This window comes from Pseudonocardia sulfidoxydans NBRC 16205 (assembly GCF_007989085.1).
GTDB classification, from domain to species: Bacteria; Actinomycetota; Actinomycetes; order Mycobacteriales; family Pseudonocardiaceae; genus Pseudonocardia; species Pseudonocardia sulfidoxydans.
Window position 1 is genome coordinate 30,086 of sequence record NZ_BJVJ01000027.1, and the last position, 22,397, is coordinate 52,482.

20 protein-coding genes and 1 pseudogene are annotated in these 22,397 nt (G+C 74.9%); 14 read left to right on the top strand and 7 right to left on the bottom strand.

The window, feature by feature from the left end; translation table 11 throughout:
• Positions 1 to 90: 90 nt before the first annotated feature.
• Positions 91 to 1,161, top strand: a complete 1,071-nt coding sequence (locus tag PSU4_RS14810) for an SGNH/GDSL hydrolase family protein (protein WP_186816953.1) — start codon at positions 91 to 93, stop codon at positions 1,159 to 1,161.
• A gap of 76 nt (positions 1,162 to 1,237) precedes the next feature.
• Here PSU4_RS14810 and PSU4_RS14815 read toward each other — a convergent pair whose 3' ends face one another.
• The 4 genes from PSU4_RS14815 to PSU4_RS14830 form a co-directional block, all read right to left on the bottom strand.
• Positions 1,238 to 1,450: a hypothetical protein gene (locus PSU4_RS14815; protein WP_147108186.1), complete on the bottom strand. Its 213-nt coding sequence runs from the start codon at positions 1,448 to 1,450 to the stop codon at positions 1,238 to 1,240.
• Positions 1,451 to 1,705: 255 nt separating this feature from the next.
• Entirely contained in the window at positions 1,706 to 2,860 is a 1,155-nt protein-coding gene (locus tag PSU4_RS14820; protein WP_147108189.1) for an aminotransferase class I/II-fold pyridoxal phosphate-dependent enzyme, read from the bottom strand.
• A gap of 11 nt (positions 2,861 to 2,871) precedes the next feature.
• The gene (locus PSU4_RS14825) at positions 2,872 to 3,363 is read right to left on the bottom strand and encodes an Lrp/AsnC family transcriptional regulator (RefSeq protein ID WP_147108192.1); all 492 of its coding nucleotides are present in this window, start codon (positions 3,361 to 3,363) and stop codon (positions 2,872 to 2,874) included.
• A gap of 11 nt (positions 3,364 to 3,374) precedes the next feature.
• The gene (locus PSU4_RS14830) at positions 3,375 to 4,559 is read right to left on the bottom strand and encodes an aminotransferase-like domain-containing protein (RefSeq protein WP_147108195.1); all 1,185 of its coding nucleotides are present in this window, start codon (positions 4,557 to 4,559) and stop codon (positions 3,375 to 3,377) included.
• Positions 4,560 to 4,852: 293 nt separating this feature from the next.
• On the opposite strand from PSU4_RS14830, the gene PSU4_RS14835 reads away from it, so the two are divergent.
• A complete protein-coding gene (locus PSU4_RS14835) occupies positions 4,853 to 6,211 on the top strand; it encodes a replication-associated recombination protein A (RefSeq protein WP_147108198.1) in 1,359 nt (452 codons plus the stop codon).
• Between the two features lie 11 nt (positions 6,212 to 6,222).
• Here PSU4_RS14835 and PSU4_RS14840 read toward each other — a convergent pair whose 3' ends face one another.
• Both PSU4_RS14840 and PSU4_RS14845 read right to left on the bottom strand, forming a co-directional pair.
• Positions 6,223 to 7,122 (bottom strand): S1 family peptidase, encoded by a 900-nt coding sequence (locus PSU4_RS14840; RefSeq protein ID WP_147108202.1) that lies wholly within the window; start codon positions 7,120 to 7,122, stop codon positions 6,223 to 6,225.
• A 150-nt stretch (positions 7,123 to 7,272) separates the two neighbouring features.
• Entirely contained in the window at positions 7,273 to 8,505 is a 1,233-nt protein-coding gene (locus PSU4_RS14845; protein ID WP_147108204.1) for an arginine deiminase, read from the bottom strand.
• A gap of 27 nt (positions 8,506 to 8,532) precedes the next feature.
• Between PSU4_RS14845 and PSU4_RS14850 the strand changes: the two genes are divergently transcribed.
• Both PSU4_RS14850 and rocD read left to right on the top strand, forming a co-directional pair.
• The gene (locus PSU4_RS14850; protein ID WP_147108207.1) at positions 8,533 to 8,988 is read left to right on the top strand and encodes an Lrp/AsnC family transcriptional regulator; all 456 of its coding nucleotides are present in this window, start codon (positions 8,533 to 8,535) and stop codon (positions 8,986 to 8,988) included.
• 130 nt (positions 8,989 to 9,118) lie between these two features.
• Positions 9,119 to 10,387, top strand: a complete 1,269-nt coding sequence (gene rocD / locus PSU4_RS14855) for an ornithine--oxo-acid transaminase (protein WP_147108209.1) — start codon at positions 9,119 to 9,121, stop codon at positions 10,385 to 10,387.
• A 36-nt stretch (positions 10,388 to 10,423) separates the two neighbouring features.
• Here rocD and PSU4_RS14860 read toward each other — a convergent pair whose 3' ends face one another.
• Positions 10,424 to 11,014 (bottom strand): TetR/AcrR family transcriptional regulator, encoded by a 591-nt coding sequence (locus PSU4_RS14860; protein ID WP_147108210.1) that lies wholly within the window; start codon positions 11,012 to 11,014, stop codon positions 10,424 to 10,426.
• Positions 11,015 to 11,783: 769 nt separating this feature from the next.
• On the opposite strand from PSU4_RS14860, the pseudogene shbA reads away from it, so the two are divergent.
• The 10 genes and pseudogenes from shbA to PSU4_RS14910 all read left to right on the top strand — a co-directional run.
• Positions 11,784 to 12,329: pseudogene (gene shbA, locus PSU4_RS14865) on the top strand (RNA polymerase sigma factor ShbA); the annotation flags it as partial.
• A gap of 181 nt (positions 12,330 to 12,510) precedes the next feature.
• Positions 12,511 to 12,897 (top strand): DUF948 domain-containing protein, encoded by a 387-nt coding sequence (locus PSU4_RS14870; protein WP_147108213.1) that lies wholly within the window; start codon positions 12,511 to 12,513, stop codon positions 12,895 to 12,897.
• Positions 12,894 to 13,199, top strand: coding sequence for a hypothetical protein (locus tag PSU4_RS14875; RefSeq protein ID WP_147108216.1), 306 nt, complete (start codon positions 12,894 to 12,896; stop codon positions 13,197 to 13,199). Before PSU4_RS14870 ends, PSU4_RS14875 begins: the two co-directional genes overlap by 4 nt.
• A 67-nt stretch (positions 13,200 to 13,266) precedes the next feature.
• Positions 13,267 to 15,930 (top strand): alanine--tRNA ligase, encoded by a 2,664-nt coding sequence (gene alaS, locus PSU4_RS14880; RefSeq protein WP_147108219.1) that lies wholly within the window; start codon positions 13,267 to 13,269, stop codon positions 15,928 to 15,930.
• On the top strand, positions 15,927 to 16,382 hold the full coding sequence (gene ruvX / locus PSU4_RS14885; protein WP_147108222.1) for a Holliday junction resolvase RuvX: 456 nt from the start codon (positions 15,927 to 15,929) through the stop codon (positions 16,380 to 16,382). The genes alaS and ruvX overlap by 4 nt, the downstream gene beginning before the upstream one ends.
• Before the next feature lie 205 nt (positions 16,383 to 16,587).
• A complete protein-coding gene (locus PSU4_RS32350) occupies positions 16,588 to 18,444 on the top strand; it encodes an endolytic transglycosylase MltG (protein WP_246115125.1) in 1,857 nt (618 codons plus the stop codon).
• Position 18,445: 1 nt separating this feature from the next.
• The gene (locus tag PSU4_RS14895) at positions 18,446 to 19,360 is read left to right on the top strand and encodes a spermidine synthase (RefSeq protein ID WP_246115126.1); all 915 of its coding nucleotides are present in this window, start codon (positions 18,446 to 18,448) and stop codon (positions 19,358 to 19,360) included.
• Between the two features lie 414 nt (positions 19,361 to 19,774).
• Positions 19,775 to 20,491 (top strand): prepilin peptidase, encoded by a 717-nt coding sequence (locus PSU4_RS14900; RefSeq protein ID WP_186816954.1) that lies wholly within the window; start codon positions 19,775 to 19,777, stop codon positions 20,489 to 20,491.
• Between the two features lie 64 nt (positions 20,492 to 20,555).
• On the top strand, positions 20,556 to 21,743 hold the full coding sequence (aroC, locus tag PSU4_RS14905) for a chorismate synthase (protein ID WP_222596267.1): 1,188 nt from the start codon (positions 20,556 to 20,558) through the stop codon (positions 21,741 to 21,743).
• Positions 21,740 to 22,360 (top strand): shikimate kinase, encoded by a 621-nt coding sequence (locus tag PSU4_RS14910; RefSeq protein ID WP_147108231.1) that lies wholly within the window; start codon positions 21,740 to 21,742, stop codon positions 22,358 to 22,360. The genes aroC and PSU4_RS14910 overlap by 4 nt, the downstream gene beginning before the upstream one ends.
• Positions 22,361 to 22,397: the final 37 nt, after the last annotated feature.

Below are 22,397 nucleotides of genomic sequence, written 5' to 3' on the forward strand. Positions count from 1 at the left end.
GGGGCCGGGGCACCTGACGTTCGGCCGGTCGCCTGCGGCGCGTCACCGCACGCACATCGCGGGTCAGGGCTCGCGCGCGATCGTGAGGGCGTGACCGCACCGTCTGCCCCGTCGTTGCGTGCCGAACCCACCGCGTCCGGGCGCCCGCGTGGCCCGGAGCCCGCCCGTCCCCACAACCCGCGGCCCGGTCGCCCGGCGGGACCGTCGGCCCCGCCGCGGCGCGCCGTCGCACGGCTCGTCGTCCTCGGCGACTCGGCGGCCGTCGGCATCGGCGACCCGGTCGACGGAGGGTGGCGCGGGTTCCCCGTGCTGCTCCACGACGCGCTCGGCCCGGGGTGCGTCCTCGACAACCGGGCACGGTCCGGCGCCCGGATGGGCTGTGTGGTGCGCGAGCAGCTCCCCGCAGCGATCGACGCTGCAGCTCGCGACGCAGCCGCGCTCACCCCAGCCGCGCGCACCCCAGCCGCGCTCACCCCAGCAGCGCTCACCCCAGCCGGCGCGGCACTGGTCGACGTCGCCGTCGTCTGCGCCGGCATGAACGACACGCTGCGCGCCGACTTCGACCCCGTCGCCGTCGAGGCCGACTGCGCCGCGACGATCTCGGCGCTGCGGGCGTCGGGTGCGTTGGTCGTCGTCATGCGCTACCACGACCACACCCGGGTGTTCCGGCTGCCGGCGCCGCTGCGACGGGCGCTGCACGCCCGGATCACCGCGCTCAACACCGCGATCGACGCAGCAGCCCAGCGGGCAGGCGCGGCGGTCCTGGATCTCGGCGAGCTGCCCGGCCGCTACGACACCTCGGCGTGGGCGGTCGACCGGCTCCACCCGTCGGAGCTGGGCCACCGCACGCTCGCCGCGGCGATCACGGCCATCGTCGCGGGGACCTACGACGTCGCCGGGCCCGTGTCGCTGACCTGCGCGGGCGGTCGGCGGGTCACCGCCGCGCACCGGGTGGCGTGGCTCGTCGTCAAGGGAGTGCCGTGGCTGGTGCGCCGCGGACGCGGCCTCGGTCCCGTGATCCTCACCGGGCTGGTCGACGGCCTGCGCGCCGGTCGCGACGCCGGTCCGCGCGTGCGGGACGCAGCGGCGCCGGTCCACGGGGCGCCCGTCCACGAGCTCCCGGCCGGACCCGAGGCCGTGGAGGTCCGCGCCGCGGGCTGACACCCCGCCGAGTTCGACACCGGCCTGGCCCGGGTGCCGCCGGGAGCAGTCCGACGTCGAACCCGGCGGGGGCAGGTCAGGCGGCTCGGGCGGGGGCGGGCGCGGCGGCGGGCTCGGGCGCGAGGAGGGCCTCGATGTGCCAGAGCTGCTCGCGGGTGCAGTCGCCGCAGGTGTGGACGACCGTGCCGTCGGCGAGGTGCTCGCTGCTCCAGGCGAGCCCGCGGGCGTCGGTGGCGGTCCGCGGCCGGGCACAGCGGGGGCAGGTTCCGAGACTGCTCGTGGCGTCCATGGGTCCAGGGTTGCGCAACGGTGTTGCGCAACGGTGAACGACACCCGCCGTTCGGCGTCGGAGGCATTGCGATCGTGCAACTCCGCTCGGCCCCCGACGGTCGGCGCCCGGACGGTCCGCCCCGCGACAGTCGGAGGTCCGACCGTCGCGCGCCCGCAATCGTCGAGCCCGCCAGGACGTCGGACCCGGCGCGACAACGCAGGGTCAGAGGCTCTGCGGGATCGGAGGCTCTGCAGGATCAGAGGCTCTGCCGGGTCACAGGCTCTGCAGGAACGCCGCCATCCGGTCGACCGCCGTCTCCAGCTGGGGGAGCGCGGTGGCGTAGGAGCAGCGGACGTGCCCCTCGCCGGACGGTCCGAAGACGTTGCCCGGCACGACGGCGACGCCCTGCTCCTTGAGCAGCCGCTCGGCGAAGGTCTCGGAGTCGAGACCGGAGGACCGGATGCTCGGGAAGGCGTAGAACGCGCCGTCGGGCTCCGGGCACTCCAGCCCGATCTCGCGCAGCCCCTTCACGAACACGCGGCGGCGGCGGTCGTAGTCGGCCACCATCTCCGAGACGTCGGTCTCGGCCGAGGTCAGCGCTTCGACCGCGGCGAGCTGGGAGACGTGCGGCGCGCACAGCATCGTGTACTGGTGCACCCGCACGCACAGCTCGGCGACGGCCTGCGGCGCGCAGATCCAGCCGACGCGCCAGCCCGTCATGGCCTGGGCCTTGGAGAACCCGCCGAGGACGACGGTGCGCTCGCGTGCCTCGGGGACGGCGCCCAGGCAGGTGTGGCTGCCGTTGTACGTGAGCCGGTCGTAGATCTCGTCGGAGATCAGGTACAGGTCGTGCTTCTCGGCGAGGCGGGCGAGGGCCTGCAGGGTCTCGCGGGGCTGCACGGCGCCGGTCGGGTTGGCGGGCGACCCGATCAGGATGGCCTTGGTGCGTGGGGTGATCGCGGCGGCGACGACGTCGACGTCGACGGTGAAGCGGTCCTCCCAGCGCGTCGGCACCCGCACCGTGGTGCCGCCGGCGAAGGCGACGCACGGCTCGTAGGCGACGTAGCAGGGCTCCGGGACGATCACCTCGTCGCCGGGGTTGAGCAGCACCCGCAGGGCCAGGTCGAGGCCCTCGGACACACCGGTGGTGATGAGGCACTCGGTGTCCCACTCGTACTCGGCGCTGTAGCGCTGCTGCAGGTCCGAGCAGATCAGCATGCGCAGCGCGGGCAGCCCGGCGTTGGACGTGTACGTCGTGTATCCGTGCTCGAGGGCGTAGATGCCGGCCTCGCGGATGCGCCACGGCGTCACGAAGTCGGGTTCGCCGACGCCGAGGGAGATCACGTCGTCCATCTCGGCGGCGATGTCGAAGAACCGCCGGATGCCCGAGGGCGGGCACGCGGCGATGACCTCGTTGAGGGGCTTCACGGGGTCCGCTCCTACGGGGTGACGCGGAGCCGGTGGTCGGGCTCCGGCTCGGCGAAGACGTCGCCGTCGCGCTTGTGGGTCTTGAGGACGAAGTGCGTCGCGGTCGACATGACCCGGTCGATGGTGGACAGCCGCTGGCTGACGAAGTCGCTGACGGCGCGGATGTCGCGGCCCACGACGGTGCAGCGCAGGTCGTGCCCGCCGGACACGAGGTGCACGCTGGTGACCTCGTCGAAGCGCGAGATGCGCAGGGCGACGTCGTCGAACCCGACGCCGCGGGCCGGGGCGACGGAGACGTCGATGAAGGCGACGACCTTCTCCCGCGAGATGGCGTCGTCGACGGACTCCCAGTCGACGACGGCCTTGTAGCGGCGGATGACGCCGCTGGCCTCCCACTCCGCGATCCGGGCGGACACCTCCTCGACGGGCAGGCCCAGCATCGTGGCGATGGTGTCGTGGCTCAACGAGGAGTCGCGTTCCAGCAATTCGAGGATCTCCCGCACGATCGACAACCCTACGTCGCCGCGGCCGCGAGCCGGAGAACCGCGCCGCGCAGCACCGGTTCGGGGTAGCCGGCGAAGCTGCACCGCAGTGCCGACGTCCGTGGGGTGCCGACGGCGAAGGCGGCGCCGGGCACGAAGGCGACGCCGTGGTCGACGGCGCGGGGGAGCAGGGCGCCGGTGTCGCGGCCGTCGCGGAACTCGACCCAGCAGAACATCCCGCCGGTGGGGGTGCTGCGGGTGACGGCGTCGCCGAAGGCGTCGTCGAGTGCGGCGGTGAGGGCGCGGGCCCGGGAGCGGTAGGCGGTGCGCAGGCTGCGCAGGTGCTCGTCGAACCAGGTGGTGTCGGCGAGCAGTTCGGCGGCGACGGTCTGGGTGAGGGCGGAGCCGCAGAGGTCGGTGGACTGCTTGAGCCGTTCGACGCCGGCGCTCACCTCGGGGGGCGCGACGAGCCAGCCGACGCGCAGTGCGGGCGCGAGGACCTTGGAGGCGCTGCCGAGGCGGGCGACGCGCTCGCCGTGGGCGGCGATCGGGACGGGCGGCGGGCCGTCGAAGGCGATGAGGCCGTAGGGGTCGTCCTCGACGACGAGGAACCCGTAGCGGTCGGCGAGCGCGCACAGCCGGGCGCGGCGCGCCTGCGACAGGGTGACGCCGCGCGGGTTGTGGAAGCTCGCGACGGTGTGCACGAGCCGTGGCCGCAGCCCACCCAGGAGTAATAGTTCGAGGGCGTCGACGTCCATGCCGTCGGTGTCGACGGGCACGCCGTGCAGGACCGCGCCGGCGGCCTGGAACACCTGCAGCGCCCCGACGTAGGCGGGGTCCTCGACGACGACGTCGTCGCCGGGGTCGAGGGTGACGCGGGCGAGGAGGTCGAGGGCCTGCTGCGACCCGCTGGTGACGACGACGTCGCCGGTCCCGATGTCGCGGCCGGTGCGCGCGGACTCGATCGCGGCGACGACCTCGCGCAGGGCGGCGACGCCCGCGGTCTCGCTGTACTGCACGGCGCCGGGGGCGGCCAGCGCGCGGGCGGTGGCGTCGGCGATGCGGGTGCGCGGGAGCAGGTCGGCGGCGGGCAGCCCACCGGCGAGGCTGAGCACGTCGGCGCGGGCGGTGAGGGTGAGCAGGTCGCGGATCGCGGAGCCGCGGACGTCGCGCAGCCGGGCGGACAGCGGGTAGGGGTGTGGGGCGAGGGAGCTCATGCGGGCCTCCGGGGCAGGGAACGGCTGCCCGGTGGCGGAACCGCAGCGCCGGGCGGGGGTCGGGTCGGGCGCTGGTGGGCGCCCGACCGCATGTCCCGCGCGGATCGATCACTGCGAGAGTTGTGGGGCGTGGCCGGTTGGGCCGGACCCCGTCGTCGATTGTCGTCTCGTTTCTGCGATCCGGAACTGTGATCCCAGCATGTGGCACACCCGGATCGGGTGGACCGAGCCGGTCCGGCGTGGGTGCGAGGTGGGCGCGGGACCGTCGGTGCCCGGTGGCAGGCTTGAGCTCGATGAGTACCGACGGGCTGTTCGACATCCCCCCGGGCGACGACGGGACCGACCCCGACGAGGGTCACGTCCGCCCGGGTGCGCCGCTCGCGGCGCGCATGCGCCCGCGGTCGCTCGACGAGGTCGTGGGCCAGCGGCACCTCCTCGGTCCCGGCGCTCCGCTGCGGCGGCTGCTCGGCGGCGGGTCGGCGGCGTCGGTGCTGCTCTACGGCCCGCCCGGCACGGGCAAGACCACGTTGGCGCGGCTGATGGCCGGGTCCGGGGGCGGGACGCGGCGGTTCGTGGCCCTGTCGGCGCTCTCGGCCGGGGTGAAGGAGCTGCGGGCGGTGATCGAGGACGCCCGTCGCCGCCTCGACCGCGACGGCACCGGAACCGTCCTGTTCATCGACGAGGTGCACCGCTTCTCCAAGACCCAGCAGGACGCGCTGCTCGGCGCGGTCGAGGACCGGGTCGTGCTGCTCGTGGCCGCCACCACGGAGAACCCGTCGTTCTCGGTGGTGTCGCCGCTGCTGTCGCGGTCGCTGGTGCTGCAGCTGCGGTCGCTGGAGGCCGACGAGCTGCGGGGCCTGCTGCGCCGCGCGGTCGCCGACGAACGAGGACTGGGCGGCTCGGTCGAGCTGACCGACGAGGGCGAGGACGTGCTGGTGCGGCTCGCGGCGGGCGACGCCCGGCGGGCGCTCACGGCGCTGGAGGCGGCGGCCGACGGGGTGCGCGCCGACGGCGGCACAGCGGTCGGCGTGGCCGAGGTGGAGCGGGCGGTCACTGAGGTCGCCGTGCGCTACGACCGGGCGGGCGACCAGCACTACGACGTGATCAGCGCCTTCATCAAGTCGATCCGCGGCTCCGATCCCGACGCGGCGCTGCACTACCTGGCCAGGATGATCGTCGCGGGGGAGGACCCGCGGTTCATCGCGCGCCGGTTGATGATCCACGCGAGCGAGGACATCGGCCTGGCCGACCCGACGGCGCTGCTGGCGGCCACGGCGGCCGCCCAGGTGGTGCAGCTCGTCGGGATGCCGGAGGCACGGATCGCGCTGTCACAGGCGACGCTGCACCTGGCCACGGCGCCGAAGTCGAACTCCGCCATCGCGGCGATCGACGCGGCGATGGCCGACGTGCGGGCCGGAGCGGTCGGCTCGGTGCCGGCGCACCTGCGCGACGGGCACTACTCGGGCGCGGAGAAGCTCGGCAACGCGGTCGGCTACCGCTACCCGCACGGCGTCGCCGACGGCGTGCTGGCCCAGCAGTACCCGCCGGACGACCTGGTCGGGCGTGACTACTACGAGCCGACGAACCGCGGCGCGGAACGGGTGCTCGCCGAGCGGCTCCCGAAGCTGCGACGGGCCGTGCGCGGTTCCTGACGGGCCGCTCGTCAGCTCGTGAGCAACCGCAGGCCGAAGGCGCTCAGCGCCGGCCCGATCGGGGTGAGGTAGCTGGTGCAGCCGCGGCCGGTGCCGCCGCCGGAGTGGATGCCCTGCGCCTGGCCCGACGAGGTGATGTACGGGCCGCCGGAGTCGCCCTCGGCCGAGCAGATCGACGTCGCCGTCATCCCGTACTGGATGGTGCCCTCGAAGTTCACCGTCCGGTCGAGCCCGGTGACGGTCCCGCAGACCCGGCCGCTGGTGGAGCCGTAGAGGCAGACCGGCGACCCGACGGCGGCCGGGGTGGAGCCGCGCACCGCGACCGAGCCGACGAGGCCGCGGACCTGCACGCCGGACCCGGTGACGGGCACGACACCGACGTCGGTTCCCGCCGAGGCGGTGCGCGCCTGGGAGCCGATGGGGGTGAGCACGTCACCGGCCGTCTCGACGCTCCAGGTGCCCGACCCGCGGGTGCAGTGGCCGGCGGTGAGGAGCCACGTGCGGCCGCGGGCCGTCGCCGCGAAGCCGAGGGTGCAGCGCCGCGAGCCGCTGATGATCGTGTCGCCACCCTTCACCGCGGCGGCGTGGTGGCGCGGCGCGGGGGCGTCGGTACGGACGTCGAGGACGTTCGGGTCGACGCCGGAGAGCAGCGCGTCGACCGCGGGGGTCCGGGAGCCGGTGAGCTCGACGACGAGACGTCCGCTCTGCTCGTCGACGCCGTAGTCGGCGACCTCGGCGGGCAGTCCGAGCGCGGCGCGGCCGTCGATGAGGGCCTTGACGGCGGCCGGGTCGAGCAGGGCGGTCACCGGGGCCGCGGAGGCGGGCGCCGACAACGTCGCGGCCAGCAGCGTGGTGACGGCGGCGGCAACGATGGCGACACCGCAGATCACACGGCGGAGGCGGACGGACACGGCGGGGAGCCCTTCTCGTGGGAGGCGTCTCCCGGTGAACGATCGTCGGCGGGCGTGGTCACGCCCGGTGCCCGTCCGGGTCGGGTTCGTCACCCGTTGTGGCCGCCGGCGCTGCTCGCGGGTTCGCGCGGGACGCCGGCGGGGCGTGGTTCAGGCGGGGTCGCGCAGCAGCGGGCAGCTCATGCAGCGTGGCCCGCCCCGGCCCCGGCCCAGCTCGCCGCCGGGGATCTCCAGCACCTCGATGCCGTTGCGCCGCAAGTGGGAGTTGGTGGTGACGTTGCGCTCGTAGGCGACGACGACCCCCGGCGCGACGGCGAGCACGTTGCACCCGTCGTCCCACTGCTCGCGCTCGGCGGCGTGGACGTCCTGTTCGGCGGTCAGCACCCGCAGCGTCGCGACGCCCAGCGCGGCGGCGATGGCGCTGTACATCTGGTGCGGCGCATGGTCGGTCACGTGCATCGCGTCGGGACGCGCCCCGGGCCGGACCGTGTAGGCGGGCAGCTCCCCGAGCCCGGCGTAGGTCACGAGCGTCTCCGGATCGGCCATCGTCATGACGGTGTCGAGGTGCATCTGCGCCCGTGACGACGGCAGCCGCAGCGCCACGATCCGGTCGACCTCACCACCGGCGAACAGCCTGCGCGCCAACCGTTCCACCCCCTGTGGGGTGGTTCGCTCCGACAGCCCGACGAGCAGCGCGCCCCCGCCGACGACGAGCACGTCGCCACCCTCGACGGTCGCCGGGCCGTCGGCGGCACCGTCGGACCAGGTCGCGAAGTCGGCGGCGGCGAACTCGGGGTGCCAGCGGTAGACGGCCTCCCAGTGCACGGTCTCGCGCATCCGGGCCTCGCGCCGCATGGAGTTCACGGCCACCCCGCCGTGGACCCACACCGACGTGTCGCGCGTGTACAGGTGGTTGGGCAGCGGTTCGAGGACGAAGTCGTCGAGGCCCAGGACGTGGAACGCCATCGACGCCGGCTCGGGGATCCGCTCCAGCACCTCCCGCTTGGTGATCCCGCCGGCCAGGTGCTCGGCCAGGGTGTCGACGTCCATCTCGTCCATGCAGGCGCGCAGCCCGTCGACGGCCAGCGGCCCGTAGACCCGGTCGTCGACGACGGTGTCGAGCACGTACTTGCGGGCCGCGGGGACGGCGAGCGTCGCGCGCAGCAGGTCACCGAACAGGTCCACCCGGATGCCGCGCTCGCGCAGCACGGCCACGAACCGGTCGTGCTCGGCCTGCGCCCGCGCGACCCACAGCACGTCGTCGAACAGCAGCCGGTCCTTGTTGCCGGGGGTGAGCCGCTTGAGCTCCAGCCCGGGCCGGTGCACGACGACGCGGCGGAGCGTGCCGACCTCGGAATCGACCCTGAAGGTGGGGGACACCATGGGCACATCGTGGCCGATGATGGGCCGATGCGGCTGGACCGGCTCGACGAGCAGCTCCTCGCGTTGCTCGTCGCCGACGCGCGGCGCAGCTACGCCGACCTCGGAGCGCGGGTGGGGCTGACGGCGTCGGCGGTGAAGCGGCGCGTCGACCGGCTGCGCGAGGGCGGGGCGATCACCGGGTTCACGGTGACGCTCGACCCGGCCGCGCTGGGCTGGACCGTCGAGGGCTACGTCGAGCTGTACTGCCGTTCGTCGACCCCGCCGGAGACGATCCGGGCCGCGGTCGAGCAGCACGCGGAGGTGGTCGACGCGAGCACGATCTCGGGCGAGGCCGACGCGCTGCTGCACATCCTGGCCGCCGACATGCGCGACTTCGAGCGGGTGCTCGAGCGGATCGGGGCGGAGCCGTTCGTCGCCCGCACGAAGTCGGTGCTGGTGCTGTCACCGCTGCTGCGCCGCGGGGCGGGCCCGCGGGCCGTCTGACCGGCCACGCAACGATCCACCGCCGCGCCGGGGAAGCGCGCAACGATCCCGCGCGGATGGGCAACATCGCGGCGTTGTGGCACGTCCGGGCCGTTCCTAGCGTGGGAGGACGACGACGGGAGGCGCCGCCATGACCCTCACGACCCCGCACCAGCACGCCGGCCCGGGTGAGGCCACCGCGCACCACGAGGCCCTGCTCGCCGCGCACTCCGCCCACAACTACGCCCCGCTCCCGGTCGTCCTCTCCCACGGCAGCGGCGCCCGGGTCGTCGACGTCGAGGGCCGCAGTTACATCGACTGCCTCGCCGGCTACTCCGCCCTCAACTTCGGCCACGCCCACCCCGACCTGCTCGCGGCCGCGCACGCCCAGCTCGACCGGCTGACCCTGACCAGCCGCGCGTTCGGCAACGACCGGCTCGGCCCGTTCTGCGCCGAGCTGGCCGCGCTCGTCGGCAAGGACATGGTGCTGCCGATGAACACCGGCGCCGAGGCCGTCGAGTCGGGACTCAAGCTCGTCCGCAAGTGGGGCTACGAGGTGCGCGGTGTGGCGCGCGACCGGGCGCGGATCGTCGTGGCCGCCGCGAACTTCCACGGCCGGACGATCAGCATCGTCGGCTTCTCCACCGATCCCGAGGCGCGCAACGGGTTCGGCCCCTTCCCCGACGGCTTCGACGTCGTGCCCCACGGCGACGCCGCCGCGCTGCGCGCCGCGATCGGCCCCGACACGGTCGCGGTGCTGATCGAACCGGTGCAGGGCGAGGCCGGCGTGGTCGTGCCGCCGCCGGGCTACCTGGCCGAGGTCCGCGCGGCGTGCACCGAGGCCGGGATCCTGTTCGTCGCCGACGAGGTGCAGTCCGGGCTGGGCCGCACCGGCCACGTGCTGGCCACCCGCGGCCTCGGCGGTGTGGACGCCGACGTGTACCTGCTCGGCAAGGCCCTCGGCGGCGGCATCCTGCCCGTGTCCGCGGTCGTGGCCGACGAGGCTGTCATGGGGGTCCTGAAGCCGGGCCAGCACGGCAGCACGTTCGGCGGGAACCCGCTCGCCGCGGCCGTCGGCAGGGTGGTGATCGGCCTTCTGGCGGAAGGGTCGTTGCTCCGTCAAGCTGTGACCCTCGGTCACTTGTTGAGCACTGAACTGGATCTGCTCGTGGGTCGCGGCGTCGTCACGTTCCGTCACACCGGGCTGTGGGCGGGCGTCGACATCGACCCGGAACTCGGTTCGGGGCGCGACGTCTGCGAACGGATGTGCGCCCGCGGGGTGCTCGTGAAGGACACCCACGGCGCGACCGTCCGGCTGTCCCCGCCGCTGGTGATCTCCGAGGACGACCTGCGCACCGCGGTGCGCGTCATGGGCGAGGTGCTGTCGGACATGCGCCGCGACCGCTCCCGCCGGGGCTGACGGCGGTCGGTCGGACGGCGACGCGGTCGGCGACGGTCAGTCGGCGACGCGCTCCGGGGCCAGCACGCCCAGGGCCAGGCCCGCGACCAGGCGCGTGAGCGGCTCGGCCGTCTCGGCCGGGTACAGCGCGATGCGGGTCAGCAGGATGTCGACGAGGATCGGGCAGAGCGTGTCCGCGGACGGGTCGGGCCGCAGCTCGCCGGCCGCCTGACCACGTTCGACCAGGTCGTGCAGGACGTCGGCGACGGGCGCGATCGTGCGCGGGTCCTGCTCGTCGTCGGGCTCCGGAGGCGCCTCGACGCGCACCGCGTAGTCCTGGACCGCGGCCCAGTAGGCCGCTGTGAGTCCGCGGTTGCGGACACAGACGCGCGCAAGTGCCCGGATCTGCTCGACGAGCAGCGTGGCCGGATCGGTGTCGGTGGTGTCGTCGCCGTTCGCGGCGCGGGCCTGCTCGGTGGCGACGAGCGGCGCGATCAGCGGGGCGTAGACCTCCGCGATCAGCGCGTGCTTGGCGGGGAAGTGGTTGTAGGCCGTCGCCGGGCTCACCCCGGCGGTCGTGGCGACGTCCTCGATCCGGGTCCGTGCCCAGCCGCGCGCGGTGAACGCCGCGTCGGCCGCATCCAGCAGCGCCCGGCGCGTTCGGTTGCGCTTCGTGGCCGCGGCGCGGGCGCGCGGATCCTACGAATGGGGGTCGCGTGGCGGAATCATTGCACTCAGCGTAACCAATTCGGGCCCAAGTACCCTTGACTCCAACTCGGCATTCACCCAGAATACGGAGCTGTAGGTGAGAGCTGAACGATGCGCTCGTGCAGGGCACAGCGGAGCGTGTCGGAACCGAACGGGGGAGGCCTCGCTCGCCGGCGGTCGGGGGACCGCGGTGTGTGGACCGGTCTGTCGGGACGTCCTTCGCGTACTACGGGTTGCGTCGACCCCTGCCGCGGGTCGGAGCCCGGACGCATCTCTCGAATCGCGCCGGTGGGGAAGCCGGCGCGGTCCGGTGCAGGGAGGGGACCCCCATGTTCGACCTCACGCGCGCGGCCACCGCCGCCGCACCGCGATGACCACCGCAGCGGCCGCTCCACTGCCGCTCCTCGACGCCCACGTCGTCGACGCCGACATCCTCGGCCCCGACACCTTCGGTCCCGATGCCCTCGGTCCCGTGATCGCGGTGTCGATCCCGGCGCCCCGCGCCCCGGAACCGGACCGCGTCTCCGTGGTCGTGCCGGACACCGTCACCGATGCTGTCACCGACGATGCCGTCACCGATGCTGTCACCGACGACGCCGTCACCGATGCTGTCACCGACGACGCCGTCACCGATGCCGTCGCCGACGACGCTGTCACCGACGACGGTGTCACGGACGCCGCGGACGACGAGCCCCACGGGCCCGCCGAGATGATCGAGGCCCTCGTCGGCGACGCCGTCGGCGGCGACACCCGGGCCCGCGACGCGCTCCTGTCCGTCATCCACCCCATGGTGCTGCGCTACTGCCGGGCCCGCCTCGGCCGCCAGGAGTGCGTCGTCGGCGCGGCCGAGGACGTCGCCCAGGACGTCTGCCTCGCCGTCGTCCGCGCGCTGCCCAACTACACGGTCAAGGGGCTGTCGTTCCGCGCCTTCGTCTACGGCATCGCCGCGCACAAGGTCACCGACGCGTTCCGGGCCATCGGCCGCAACCGGTCCGAGCCGGTGCCCGACGTGCCGGACTCGGTGTCGGGGGCCGAGGGTCCCGAGCACCGCGCCCTCGCCGTCGAACTGGGCGAGCGGCTCGGCGAGCTGCTGCACACCCTCACCCCGCGCCAGCGCGAGGTGATCGTGCTGCGCGTCGCCGTGGGCCTGTCGGCCGAGGAGACCGCGCACGCCGTCGGGTCGACGCCGGGCGCCGTCCGGGTCACCCAGCACCGCGCGCTCACCCGGCTCCGCCAGGTCCTCGTCGAGCACGAGGCCGCCGCGACGGTAGCCGGCTCGCCGCTCGGCAGGGCCGTCGCCGCGGCCGCCGCCGAGCCCGGCGTCGAGGGGGAGCCGGACTTCCGGGTCGGCTGAGGCCGGACCCGGTCGGGGAGTAGCCTGGCGACGATCACCCACCATCGTCACCGGGCCCTCGTCGTCCGGGTCAGGAGGACACGTGTCGGCTGGTCAGATCGCCGCGCTGATCGCCGCCGGCGCGTTCGTCGTGCTGGTCCTGCTGGTGGCGGTGCCGCTGCTCAAACTGGGCCGCACGCTCGACGAGGCCACCGTCGCGATCCGCAAGGCCCACGAGGGCAGCGCACCGCTGCTCTCCGACGCGCACACCACGCTGAACCAGGTCAACACCCAGCTCGAGCGCGTCGACGGCATCACCGCGGGCGCCCGCACCGTCACCGCCAACGTGTCGGTCCTGTCGTCGCTGTTCACCGCGACCCTCGGCGGCCCCCTCGTGCGCGCCGCCGCGTTCTCCTACGGGGTCAACAAGGCGATCAAGGCCCGCCGCAGCGGCAAGGCCGCGGCCGGGACCCGGAAGGGCCGCAAGTGAAGCGCCTCTTCTGGCTGGGCGTCGGCGTCGCGGCGGGCGTGTACGGCAGCCGCCGCGCCACCCGCGCCGCGCAGAGCCTCACCCCGGCCGGGGTCGGGGCCAACCTGGCCGACGGGCTGCGCGAGCTCGGTGCCGGCCTGGGCGCGTTCGGCGCCGAGGTCCGCGCGGGCATGGAGTCGCGCGAACAGGAGCTGGCCGACATGGTCGAGCGCCGCACCGGACAGACCGTCCCCACGTTCGCCGACGCCGTCGCCGAGGACCCCGCGTCGCGCCCGCAGCGAGCGCGCCGGGCAAGACGCTGACCCGTCCCGGGCGTCGCGTCCTGCCCGACCACGGCCCACCGACCGCACCACGCAGAGAGCTGTTCCCGTGCAGACCCATGAGATCGCCCGCCGCTTCACCGACCACTTCACCGGCGCGGGCCACACCCGCGTCGCCAGCGCGTCGCTGATCCTCGACGACCCGACCCTGCTGTTCGTCAACGCCGGCATGGTCCAGTTCAAGCCGTACTTCCTGGGCGACGCGCCGGCCCCCTACCCGCGGGCCACATCGATCCAGAAGTGCGTGCGCACCGGCGACATCGACGAGGTGGGCCGCACCACGCGGCACAACACCTTCTTCCAGATGGCCGGCAACTTCTCCTTCGGCGACTACTTCAAGGAAGGCGCCATCGAGCACGCGTGGCGCCTCATCACCTCGCCGACGTCCGACGGCGGCTACGGGTTCGACCCCGACCGCATCTGGGTCACCGTCTACCTCGACGACGACGAGGCCGTCCGGCTGTGGCAGCAGATCGCCGGCATCCCCACGGAGCGCATCCAGCGCCGCGGCATGGCCGACAACTACTGGTCGATGGGCGTCCCCGGCCCCTGCGGACCCTGCTCGGAGATCTACTACGACCGCGGGCCGGAGTTCGGCCGCGACGGCGGCCCGGTCGTCGACGAGGACCGCTACCTGGAGATCTGGAACCTGGTCTTCATGGAGAAGGAGCGGGCCGCCGGGGGGACGAAGGACGACTTCCCGATCATCGGTGAGCTGCCCGCCAAGAACATCGACACCGGCATGGGCGTCGAGCGCGTCGCCTACCTGCTGCAGGGCGTCGACAACGTGTACGAGACCGACCTGGTCCGGCCCGTCATCGCCCGCGCCGAGGAGTTCTCCGGCCGCCGCTACGGTGCCTCGCACTCCGACGACGTGCGCTTCCGCGTCATCGCCGACCACGCCCGCTCCGGCGTCATGATCATCGGCGACGGCGTCACCCCGTCCAACGACGGTCGCGGCTACGTGCTGCGCCGGCTGCTGCGCCGCATCGTGCGCTCGTCGCGGCTGCTGGGTGTGCAGGAGCCGGTCCTCGGCTCGTTCGCCGAGGTGGTGCGCGACGTCATGGCCCCCTCCTACCCGGAGCTCGTCACCGACTTCGAGCGCATCTCCGCGGTCGTGCGCGCCGAGGAGGAGGCGTTCCTGCAGACGCTGACCGCCGGCTCGCGCATCTTCGACACCGCCGTCGCCGACACCCGCAAGGCGGGCGGCACCACGCTGGCCGGCGACCAGGCGTTCGCGCTGCACGACACCTACGGCTTCCCGATCGACCTGACGCTGGAGATGGCCGCCGAGGCCGGGCTGTCGGTCGACCAGGACCGGTTCGCCACGCTGATGGCCGAGCAGCGCACCCGCGCCAAGGCCGACGCGAAGGCGCGCAAGACCGGCCACCACGACGGGTCGGTCTACCGCCCGCTGCTCGACGCCCACGGCACCACCACGTTCCTCGGCTACACCGACCTCACCGCCGAGGGCACCGTCGTCGGCCTCGTCGCCGACGGGGTGGCCGTGCCCGCCGCGTCGGAGGGACAGCAGGTCGAGGTCGTGCTCGACCGCACCCCGTTCTACGCCGAGTCCGGTGGTCAGCAGGCCGACCACGGCGTGCTGCGCGCCGGGTCCGCGATTGTCCGCGTCGACGACGTGCAGTCCCCGGTCGCGGGCCTGCGCGTGCACCGCGGCACCGTCGAGGCCGGCACCATCGCCGTCGACGACGCCGTCGTCGCCGAGATCGACGTCGCCCGCCGCGCCTCGATCTCGCGCGCCCACACCGCCACCCACCTCGTGCACGCGGGTGTCCGCGGCGCGCTGGGCGCCGCCGCCGCGCAGGCCGGGTCGCTCAACGCTCCCGGCCGGCTGCGGTTCGACTTCACCTCCCCGACCGGTGCCGTGCCCGCCGCGGCGCTCGCCGAGATCGAGGAGGAGGTCAACACGGTCCTGCAGCAGAACCGCGAGATCGAGACGTACGAGACCTCCATGGACGAGGCCCGCACCCTCGGCGCGATGATGCTGTTCGGCGAGAAGTACGGCGACCGCGTCCGCGTCGTCGACATGGGCGACTACTCCCGCGAGCTCTGCGGTGGCACCCACGTCGGGCGCACCGGCGAGATCGGCATCGTCAAGGTCCTCTCCGAAGCCTCCATCGGCTCGGGTGTGCGCCGCGTCGAGGCGCTCGTCGGCAACGACGCGTTGCGCCAGGTCTCCACCGAGCACCTGCTGCTGTCCCAGATCTCCGACCAGCTCAAGGCCCGCCCCGACGAGCTGCCCGACCGCATCGCCGCGCTCGTCGAGCGGCTGCGCACCGCCGAGCGCGACCTCGAGAAGCACCGCGCCGACGCCGCGCTCGGTGCCGCCGGTGCGCTCGCCGACGGCGCCGAGGACGTCGGCGGCATCGCCCTCGTCGCGGTCGCCGCGCCGGCCGGGGTCAGCGGCAACGACCTGCGCGCCCTGGCCTCCGACGTCCGTGCCCGCCTCGGCGAGCGCCCCGGCGTCGTCGCCCTCTTCGGCGCCGACGACGACAAGGTGTCGTTCGTCGTGGCCACCACCGCGGCCGCACGCGACCGCGGCCTCGCCGCCGGGAAGCTCATCCCGTCGTTCGCCGCGGCCGTCGGCGGCCGCGGCGGCGGCAAGCCCGACCTCGCGCAGGGCGGCGGGCAGAACCCCGCCGGCGTCCCCGACGCGATCGCCGCGCTGCGCGCCGCACTCGCGAACGCGTGACCGCAGCCGCTCCCGGGCGGGGCCGACGCCTCGGTGTCGACGTCGGCGCCGTCCGGGTCGGGGTGGCGCTGTCCGACCCCGACTGCATGATCGCGACGCCGCTGGTCACCGTCGCCCGAGACCTCCGGGAGCCCGGCGACCGCGGCGGCTCCGACCTGCGCGAGATCGCCGCACTCGTCGCGGAGCACGAGGTCGTCCAGGTCGTCGTCGGGCTGCCCCGCACCCTCGCCGGTGCCGAAGGCCCTGCGGCGCAGGCGGCGCGCGCGTTCGCCGAGGACCTCTCGTCGGTGCTGGAGGTGCCGGTCGAGTTCTCCGACGAGCGGCTCACGACGGTCGTCGCCACCCGGCAGCTGCGCGAGCGCGGCGTCAAGGGCAAGCGGCAGCGCGCCGTCGTCGACCAGGCCGCCGCCGTCGCGATCCTGCAGGGGTGGCTCGACGCCCGGAGCCGGTGAGCCGCTCGCAGCCGGTGAGCCGCCGCAGCCGGTGAGACGCTGCCGCCGGTGAGCCGCCGGCAGCCGGTGAACGGGGCCGGATCGCCGGGTTCGTGCCGGATGTCGCGGCGAGCCGGGAGGCGACCGCGTCCGGCACACAGGTGCCGTCGGTATTGTCGGGCCTCGTGACCACGCCTGTCCGCTCCCGCCGCTGCGGTCGTACCCGGTGACCGGCGGGATGGACGGCCACGACGACGCCCGCCCGCCCCGCCGGGTGCCGGGGCGGGGCGAGCGTGATCAGTGGCGCGACGACACGGGATGGGCGCCGCCCCCCGGGCCGCGCCGTGTCGGCCCCCGTGGCGACGACCGGCGCACCCCAGGCCAGGGCGAGCCCCACCGGCCGGCCCGCTCCGGGGACCCCGACCAGGGCCGTCGTGGTGCGGTCCCGCCGCCGGGCCGTCGCAGGCGCCCCGAGAACGAGACCGAGCAGCGCACCGACCGGGTCCCGGCCGTCCGCCGCAACCGTCCCGACGACCCGTCCGCCCCCCGCACCGGTGGGCGCCGCCGCGCCGCGGACGCGCCGCGCGATCCGGGCCGACCCCGGCGGGCCCCCGAGCCGGTCCCGCCGCCCGACGCCGTCGCCGAGACCGTCCGCGCGCGCCATGTCCGTCCCCGCCGCTCGTCCGACGACACCACGTTGCAGGCCGCCGCGACCGGCCACGACGACCCCTACGACAGCTACGACGCGCCGGTCCGGTCCTCGCGCAGCTCCGACTCCCGCGCCGACTCCCGCGCCGACTCCGGCACCGGCCCCCGCACCGACGGGACCCGCCGCGTCGCAGCCGCCGCCTCCGCGACCAGCGCGTCCTCGTCGACCACCTCTTCCCCCTCCGACGACGACGCCCGGGTCGGGCCCCGCCGCACCGCCGGCACGTCCGCGCGGACCGCCCGCCGGGAGGCCGTCACCCGCAGACGCCGCCGCATCGGGGTCCTCGTCCTCGCCGCCGTCGTGCTCCTCGGCGTCGTCGGCGGCGGCGCCTACGTCGTCGGCTCCTCGTTCTTCGACAAGGACTACGACGGCACCGGCACCGGCGACGTCATCGTCCAGGTCGTCTCCGGCGACTCGACCAGCCAGATCGGGCAGATGCTCACCCGTCGCGGCGTCGTCGCCAGCTCCGGCGCGTTCACCGGTGCCGCCGCCGACGACGCCCGGATCCTCGCGATCCAGCCCGGCTACTACCAGATGAGCGGACAGATGTCGGCCGAGTCGGCCGTCGCCCGCCTCGTCGACCCCGCCGCCCGCGTCGGCCGCCTCGAGGTCCGCGGGGGCACCCAGCTCGACGACACCCGCTCACCCGACGGCGCCACCGCCCCCGGCGTGATCAGCCTCATCTCGCAGGCCAGCTGCGGGCAGATCGACGGGCAGCGCCGGTGCGTCAGCGTCGACGACCTGCGCTCCACCATGGAGCAGACCGACCCCGGCGAGCTCGGCGCCCCCACCTGGGCGCTCGAGGACATCCGCAAGGCCGAGCCGGCGCGCCGCTTCGAGGGCCTGGTCTCGCCGGGCATCTACGACATCGCCCCCGGCACCGCCGCCCCCGACGTGTGGCGCGAGCTGCTCGCCGCGTCAGTCCCGCGCCTGGAGGCCGCCGGCATCGGCGACGCGGCCGCCCGCAGCGGCGTCACCCCCTACCAGGCGCTGATCATCTCCTCGCTCGTCGAGAAGGAAGGCATCACGCCGGACATGCCGAGGGTGGCGCGCGTCGTCTACAACCGGCTCGCCGCGGGCCAGCGCCTCGAGCTCGACTCGATGGTCAACTACCCGCTCGACGTGCAGGCCCTGCGCACCACCGCGGAGGCCCGCGCCCGCGTCGGCCCCTACAACTCCTACGCGGTCGCCGGCCTGCCCCCGACCCCGATCGCGGCCGCCGGCAAGGCGGCCATGACAGCGGCGCTCGGACCCGAGCCCGGGCCGTGGCTGTTCTTCGTGCGCTGCAAGCCCGACGGGACCTCCTGCTTCGGCACGACGCTCGCCGAGCACCAGGCCAACATCCGGCAGGCGATCGCCGACGGTGCGATCTGACGTGACCGATGCACCGGGCACGCCCGGCGGCGCGTCGCTCGTCGTGCGGGCCGAGGTCGACCACGGCCTCGCCGAGCTCGTGTCCGACCCCGACCGGCCCTCGTCGTGGACGTTGCTCGTCGACGGCACCGCCCAGTCCCACGTCGACCTCGACGACCCGACGCACCTGGAGTTCGAGTACGTCCGGCGCCTCGGGCACGTCGTCGACGCCCTCGCCCCGCCCGGCGCCCCGCTGCGGGTCGCCCACCTCGGCGGCGGCGCGTGGACCCTGGCCCGCTACGTCGCCGCCACCCGGCCCGGGTCGCCGCAGACCGTCGTCGAGCTCGACGGGGCGCTCGCCGACCTCGTCCGGACCCGCCTCCCCGCCGACGACGCGCTGCTCGACCTGCGTATCGGCGACGCCCGCGCCGAGACCCTCGCCCTGGCGGCCGGGGCCGCCGACCTCGTCGTCGTCGACGTGTTCGCCGGCGCCCGTATCCCCGCGCACCTGACGTCGGTCGAGTTCGCGACGCTCGTCGACCGCGCGCTGGCCCCCGGCGGGGTGCTCGCCGTGAACCTCGCCGACGGCGGTCCGCTCGGGTTCGTCCGTGGCCAGGTCGCCACCGTCGCCGCGGTGTTCGGCCACCGCGGGGTCGTCGCCGCGTCCGACGTCTGGCACGGCCGCCGCTTCGGCAACCTGGTGCTGCTCGCCTCGCACACCGAGCTGCCGCTCGCCGAGCTGGCCCGCGCCTGCGCGGGCGACCCGTTCCCGTCGTCGGTGCGCCACGGCGCGGAGCTGCGGCGGTTCACCCGGACCGCGGCCGTCGTCACCGACCGGACGGCGACCCCGTCACCCGTACCGCCCGCAGGGTTCTTCGGCCGCCCCGCCGAGGACCAGGGCCCGGAAGGCTCCGCTCGCATGCCGCCCCAGCCGTAGACCCGGTCCAGCGGCAGCGTCAGCTACGCGGCGCTCCGCGACCATCGCGGACCGGTAGTCGTCCCAGTCAGGGTGCTCACCCTGCACGATCAGGGCGAGGAGTGCGTCGTCGTCGGCCACGCCCGGAACGCTGGCCCCGGCGGCCGGGTAGCACACGGCACCGACGATTCCGGACGTGTCGCCGGGCGGGGTCGTCCCCGGCCGCGCGCAACCCGATGGTCGTCGCGGCGGGGGTCGGCCGGCGATGAGGTTGCGCGCCATGGTCCGCGCGCAACCTCACGGTCGTGCGGGCGCCGCTTCACAGCAGTGAGGTTGCGTGCGGTGTCCCGGGCGGTTGTCCACATGCCGCGGAACCGTCCACAGGCGACGCTGCTCGGGCCGCTGCGCGCGGGGAGAGCCTCGATGATCGACGGCATGAGGATCGACGGAATGGCGCTCGCCGGCGTGGCCGGGTTCTGTGCGGGGCCGTGGTTGCGCGCGGCGATCGTGCGGCACGCCGTGCCCGGGCCCGGAGCGCGCCGGTCCACGTGCCCACGGTGTGCGGCGCCCCTCGGCGGTTCTGCGGTCTCCGGCCGTAGCCGCTGCTGCGGGGTGCCCGTCGGCCTACCCGCGGCGTCGGTGGAGATCGTGGCCGCGCTCGCATGCGGCGTCGTCACGGCCGCGCGGGACGGGCCGGCCGCGGTGCTCGGCTGCTGGGTCGTGCTGTGCGGCATCGTGCTGGTCGCCGTCGACGCCGCCGTGCACCGGCTCCCCGCGCCGCTGACCGCCGCGACCGCCGCCGGTGCGGGGGTGGCTCTGCTGCTCACCGCCGGCCACGATCCCGCCGCGGCGGGACGGGCCGTCGCCGCCGCGGGAGTGGCCGCCGGGGTCCTGCTGCTGCTCCGCGCCCTCACGCGGGGCGGGATCGGTGGCGGGGACTGCGCGCTCGCCCCCGGCCTCGGCGCCGCGGCCGGCCGGGACGGCTGGGCCCCGCTCGCCCTCGCCGGTGTCACGACGACGGTCCTGGGCGCGGTCCACGCCGTCGCCGCGGCCGTGCTCGTGGGCCGGGCACGCGGGGTGGAGGTGCCCTTCGGGCCCGCGATGGTCGGCGGCGCGCTCGCCGTCGTCACCGGTGCCGGGCCGCCCGGCTGACCCCGGCGCACAGCAGGGACGACCGCGGCGTGAGTGCAGGTGGGCGGGTGAGAGGATGGTCGGCGTGTTGCGTTGGATCACCGCAGGGGAGTCGCACGGTCCGGCCCTGGTCGCCGTGCTCGAAGGCATGGTCGCCGGCGTCGAGGTCACGTCGAAGGAGATCGCGGCCGAGCTGGCCCGGCGCCGCCTCGGCTACGGCCGTGGCGCCCGGATGAAGTTCGAGGCCGACGAGCTGGAGATCATCGGCGGCATCCGCCACGGTCTCACGCAGGGCGGCCCTGTCGCGGTGCGCATCGGCAACACCGAGTGGCCGAAGTGGGAGACGGTCATGGCCGCCGACCCGGTCGACCCGGAGCTGATCGCCAACCGTGCCCGCAACGCGCCGCTCACCCGGCCGCGTCCCGGTCACGCCGACCTGTCCGGCATGACCAAGTTCGGCTTCGACGACGCCCGGCCGGTCCTCGAGCGCGCCAGCGCCCGGGAGACGGCGTCGCGCGTCGTGCTCGGCACCGTCGCGAAGGCGTTCCTCAAGCAGGCGTTCGGTGTCGACATCGTGTCCCACGTCGTCGCGCTCGGTGCCGCCGAGGCGCCCGACGACGTCGTCCCCGGCCCGAACGACCTCGAGAAGGTCGACGCCAACCCGGTCCGCGCGGTCGACCCCGCCGCCGCCGAGGCGATGATCGCCGAGGTCGACGCGGCGCAGACCGACGGCGACACCCTCGGCGGGGTCGTCGAGGTCATCGCCTACGCCATGCCCGTCGGCGTCGGCTCCTACGTGCACTCCGACCGCCGCCTCGACGCCAGGCTCGCCGCCGCGCTCATGGGCATCCAGGCGATGAAGGGCGTCGAGATCGGCGACGGTTTCCGCACCGCGCGGCGCCGCGGCAGCGTCGCGCACGACGAGATGGTCCCCGGCGCCCCGGTCGACCGGCTCAGCAACCGCGCCGGCGGCATCGAGGGCGGCATGACCAACGGTGAGCCGGTCCGCGTGCGCGTCGCGATGAAGCCCATCTCGACGGTCCCGCGGGCGCTGCGCACCGTCGACGTCGCCACGGGCGAGCCGGCCCAGGCCATCCACCAGCGTTCCGACGTCTGCGCGGTCCCCGCGGCCGGGGTCGTCGCCGAGGCGATGGTGGCCCTCGTGCTGGCCGACGCGGCGCTGGAGAAGTTCGGCGGTGACTCGATCGCCGAGACCGCCCGCAACCTGCGCTCCTACGAGCAGGCGGCGCCGACCTTCGGGGCGGAGGGGTGAGCGAGGGCCGGCCGGTCGTCGTGTTCGTCGGACCGCCCGGGTCCGGCAAGAGCACCGTCGGCAAGGTGGTGGCACGCCGGCTGGGTGTCGCGTTCACCGACGCGGACGCGCTGATCGAGGAGCGCGCCGGCAAGGCGATCTCCGACATGTTCACCCAGGACGGCGAGCCCGCTTTCCGGGCGATGGAGCGCGAGGTCGTGGCCGAGGCCCTCGGCCGCGACTGCGGGGTCCTCGCCCTCGGCGGCGGCGCGGTGCTGGCCCCGGAGACCCGGGAGGTGCTGCGCGGGCACCGGGTCGTCGCGCTCACGGTGTCGCTGGCCGACGGGATGCGCCGCACCGGGATGTCGACGGCGCGGCCGCTGCTGGCGGGGGTGAACCCGCGGGCCACGTTCAAGGCCCTGCTCGACGCGCGCGCCCCGCTGTACGCGGAGGTCGCGATGGTCACGGTCGACACGGCGAAGCGCAGCGCCAACCAGGTCGCCACCGCGGTACTGGCCGCGCTCGGGGAGAACACCCCCGAGCCGGAGCCGGTCGCCGACGACCCGCTCGACAAGCCCACCCCGCACGACGGCGTCGCCCTGCCCGACCCGTTCGTCCGCGACCCGTCGAGTCACTGACCCCGGCCGGGTCGCCCCGGCCCGATCGTCCCGCACG